Origin of the sequence: Asaia sp. W19, assembly GCF_003994335.1 — a bacterium.
Taxonomy (GTDB): Bacteria; Pseudomonadota; Alphaproteobacteria; order Acetobacterales; family Acetobacteraceae; genus Asaia.
The window spans coordinates 1-4,223 of record NZ_PNQZ01000007.1; the positions used below are offsets into that span (position 1 = coordinate 1).

The 4,223-nt window shown below is 65.7% G+C and carries 3 protein-coding genes and 1 pseudogene; all 4 read right to left on the reverse strand.

Annotated elements, in window-relative coordinates:
* Positions 1 to 151: 151 nt before the first annotated feature.
* Positions 152 to 877 (reverse strand): hypothetical protein, encoded by a 726-nt coding sequence (locus C0V97_RS01550; RefSeq protein WP_127100074.1) that lies wholly within the window; start codon positions 875 to 877, stop codon positions 152 to 154.
* Positions 877 to 1,647, reverse strand: coding sequence for a hypothetical protein (locus C0V97_RS01555; protein WP_127100076.1), 771 nt, complete (start codon positions 1,645 to 1,647; stop codon positions 877 to 879). Before C0V97_RS01555 ends, C0V97_RS01550 begins: the two co-directional genes overlap by 1 nt.
* Before the next feature lie 45 nt (positions 1,648 to 1,692).
* Positions 1,693 to 3,300 (reverse strand): hypothetical protein, encoded by a 1,608-nt coding sequence (locus C0V97_RS01560; RefSeq protein WP_127100078.1) that lies wholly within the window; start codon positions 3,298 to 3,300, stop codon positions 1,693 to 1,695.
* Positions 3,297 to 4,223 (reverse strand): annotated as a pseudogene (locus tag C0V97_RS18250) (hypothetical protein); the annotation flags it as partial. The gene C0V97_RS01560 and the pseudogene C0V97_RS18250, both read right to left, overlap by 4 nt.

Genomic DNA, 4,223 nt, shown 5'->3' on the forward strand with positions numbered 1-4,223 from the left:
CGGCGCGGGGCAGAATGGCGAGCAACGCCCCAAGGCCGGGCCATGTCAGATCCGCCGGAGGCAACGCCAGAAGCAGGCAKGCCCATAGGGCCAGCGCTGCGCCGAGGCAGGTTTCCTGCACTCTCATGATGGGTATCCTCATTCCTGCCAGTCAGACCGAGATCCAGGTGAAGGCCGCATCGGTCATCTTGAGAGTCAGAGGCGTGCTGCCCTGGCTCCCCGTGAGCACCTGCACGCTCGCTCCGATCCGCAGCTTCGTGCCGGGTGTCAGATTCGTGGCCATGAACCGCGCTGTGACGGTCTGGGCGTAAGACCGATCGATCCGCGTGTTCGCCCCTGTCGCGGCCATGGGCTGGGCCGGGCTGTTGCCCTGCGCATCCACCGTCCAGATCCCGATGACCGTGCGCACGGCCAGCCACGAGCCGGAGGCTGTGGCATCCGGTACGACTTGCAGATTGGCCGCGAATTCGGCCCGGAGCGTCGTGCCGCTCGCCGTCACGTCCAGGCTTCCCAGCGTCTGCAGGGCACTGGTCCAGACCGATTCAGGCAGAGTCTTGATCCCCTGCGTAACGGGCGGGGGTACGGCCTCGGCGGGCAGGTCGGAATAGACATAGACCAGCCCCGTGAAATTGAGCCTGTCCGTCCGGTCCTGCGTCGTGCCCAGCACCTTGTCGCGCGTGATGACGGCGGGCGTGCCATGCGTGAGCCGCCCGATCCCCCATTCGGCCTGCGTACCGTCATCGGCGCAGTAATAGACCTCGCCATCCTCAAACGCGCCGCTCCACCCGCGCCGACCGGCTGGCGCACCGCTCAGGGCAAAGGGGCCGGTTCCCGGATTATTCGAGGCCTCGAGCACGAAAGAGGCGAGTTTGGGCATCACAGGCGCTCCCTGATGGTCATGGTCGTGGCGCGCCGATCGGCAGCGCCTGCAGGACAGGTCACGTCGCCCGGCGTCAGCCGACCGAAAACCATGGCGCTGTTACGGTCGGGTGCCGAAAGATCGGGCACGAACAGAATATTGCGGCCGGTTGCGGCCGTGGCGCCGATCGCGCGGATCATCGGCAGTTCGTCTGCGCCGAGCGACTGGTGATCGATGGACAGCACGCGCTGGCGATAGCGCAGAGTGGGGTACTCGACCCCCGACAGGCTCGTGGCTTCATCGATCGTATTCTGGCGGCCTTCGCTGCCCTGCCAGCTCATATTGCGCGCGGGCTGCCAGAGCGGCCCGAGATAGGCGAGCGGGAGGGACAAAAAGCCGTCAGGATTGCCCTGATCGGTGAGCGCGATATCGATCTGGGTAATGGCCATCTCGCTCGGAAACACAACCAGGAACTGCCCCGATGCCGTGTTGGCCGCCTGCATCCCGCTCAGAAACACCGGATTGGAACCGTTGCGCGCTACCAGCGAGTATTGGGCGCCTGCCGTGAGATTGGTGCGATGATACGAAAAGCCCCGGCACAGGATGGGCCGTGGCAGATAGGCGATGAGATAGGCTTCCTTGCCCGAGACGCGCCAGGCCGCCGAGGGGGCGCCCTGGTCGTTTTGCAAGTTCTCCAGGGGCAGTTCGGGCAGCTGTGCGTTGCCCTGCAGGCGCGCGCCCATCAGCGCGTTTTCCGCGCCGAACGCGCAGGTCCAGGCCTCGGCCATGGCCGATTCTCCAATCGTTTGCAGTGTCGGTGTTTTGGGGTGGCCCTAGACCAGAACGGTCAGGGTCACGGTTGCCTCGGCCGAGCGGATCTGCTCACCCACCACGAGGCCGGTCGCCCCCTCGCGCAGGCCGGGGGCGGGCAGCACCAGGCGCAGGGCCTGGCCCAGATCGATCCCGCCCGCGAGGCTTCTGGGAAGCGTGACGCTCCAGAGATGGCGCTCGGTTCCCCAGAGCGCGCCATGCGCATCCGCAACGCCATGGGCATCCGGCTCGTTCACAAGCGCGGTCGGGATGACTGGCAGATCGCTGGACTGGCGATAGCGCAGCTTGATGGCGGGCAGATACCAGCTCGCCACACGGTCTTCCTGCAGTACGAAGCTCTGACGCTCGGCCGTGATGCGCGGATGCAGGCCACTGCCGCCCTGTTGCAGGGTGTGGTTATGCGCATAGCCGATCCGCCACCGATAAGGCGGCGGGGCGAGCCCGGCATCGAGCGTCAGCCCCGCGAGCGCCGTCACATGGTCTGAGGTGAACCGGCGATCGGGCGCTGCGCCCGGCATCTGCAGGGCCACGGGGGCGAGTGTGCCCTCATGGCTCGGCACAAGCCGGATGCCCAGACCCGAAAGCCAGGCGTTGACAACCTGCCGCCCTGTCACGGCCTGGCTGCCATCCCAATACCAGCCCGCCTCGCGCGTATCCTCCCATGAGCCGGACAGCCAGTGTCCCGGCATGGTCAGATCCTCGATCAGCATCTGGCGCAGCAACGGCAGGAGCGTGCGCGGTGCGGCGCCGGAGGGGAAATTGCCGACCGCATCGACCGTGATCGCATAGACCGGCTTCGTGCCGAGACGCACGAACAGACCGGACGAACTGCTTTGCATCTGCCAGGTGCCCGGCGCCGGGGGCGCTCCATAGAGATCGGCCACGGAACCGGCATAAGCGATGCCCCCGGCAAAACCGCCTTCATAGAGCGCCGTGACCGAACCCGGCCCGTCGCTGATCTGATAAACGAGATTGACCGTATCGATCAGCACCGGCGTCAGATTGAGCGCGGTACCGCGCAGACGGGGCATCGAGCGCCCCTTGACGTTGCTATCTCCGCCGAACCGGCCCGAACCGGCATAGCTGCCGACTGGCATCATGATTTCATCGAGCCAGCCCGACACCTCGCGCAGCGCGATCTGCACGCCAAGCCGATCAGGCTGCCAGGGACTGCCCAGCCCGCTGAATACGGGGGTGAGGGCAGAGCCTGGCGGGTCGAGATCGATCTGGCGCGCCTGGTCATGCGTCCTGCTGCCCGCCTTGATACGGATGGGCATCCGGTCGATGACGCGATCGCGGATCAGGGCGTCGTACCGTCCATCGGGATTGGCGAGGGTGATCGCCCCCCAGCTCTCGCGCACGGAGGGCGAGGCTGGCGAGAGATCAAGCCGCCGATCGATCGAGAAAGCATCGGTCAGCAAGGGCGGATAGGGCGTTCCGTGTTCATCGACATAGCCCCCATCGGACAGGCGCAGCGTGTCGATGATGCTCCGCCGGAACGGCAAAAGCGTGAGGGTTCCAGCCGCGCGTGTGCCGTAGCCCCGGTCGAAGGCCACCGCGAGCGGGCGCTCCGCATCGATCTCGACCGTATGAAAGAGCGGCCCGTTCATGCCGCCCTGCCTTGAGCCTGATGCCGCTGCTCGGCGAGTTGCCGATTGGCGATGTCAAGCTGCTTGTTCGCCGTCTCCAGCAGCTTGTAGAGCGCGCCGGACAGGGATTGCGTGCTGCCATCCACTGTCGTCTTGAACGCTGATTCCGTGAGGACATTCGGCTTGAGCGTTCCTACCGTTTGAGCCAGCTGCTGGACGGCGTTGAAGTCCACCGCGTATTCCCGCCCCGAGCCGTTATAGCTCTGGCTCTGGGCGAGAAACGCCTCTGCCGTGCTGCGCAGGGATTGCACCGCCTCGTAATCGCCTTGCTGGGCCTTGCTCGCAACCGATCGGAAATTGTCATTGGCCGCCCGGTATTGCGCCTCGGCCGAAAGAGGCGAGTAGCTCGACAGATTGAGCCCGTTGGCAAAATCGACCAGATTGCCGATGACCGACGCCACCGTGTTGGCTACCTGGTCGCGCTGCTGCCGTGCTTCGTCCGCCGCGCGCAGATGTTCCTGGCGCAGGGCCTTGATCGCCTGCGTCTTGGCGTCGGCCTCTGCCTTGGCAGCGGCGGCGGCCTTGTCGGCGTAGCTTTTCTGGATGGCGAGACGCTCGGCCGCGAGGGTCTTTTCGAGCGCGGTCGCCTGGTCGAGATAGGTCTGGTTCCCCGTATAGGCCTCGCCGAGAAAGCCCTTCCAGCTTTCGGCGAGCTGACGCTTTTGCTGGGACGCCGAGAGATCGAAATCGAGCAGATCGGCGCCCTGCTGATCGCCCTGGGCTGCCAGAAGCCGGGCTTTCACCGATTGCCCGCTCTCGCTCAGGCTGCGCATGTTCTGCTCGTACCCTTCCCGATAGAGCGCGCTGAACTTGTCGTTAAGCGCGTTGCCGTCGAGCCCGTAGGAACCGGCCTGACTTGCCGCGTCTGCATAGGTCTTTTTGAG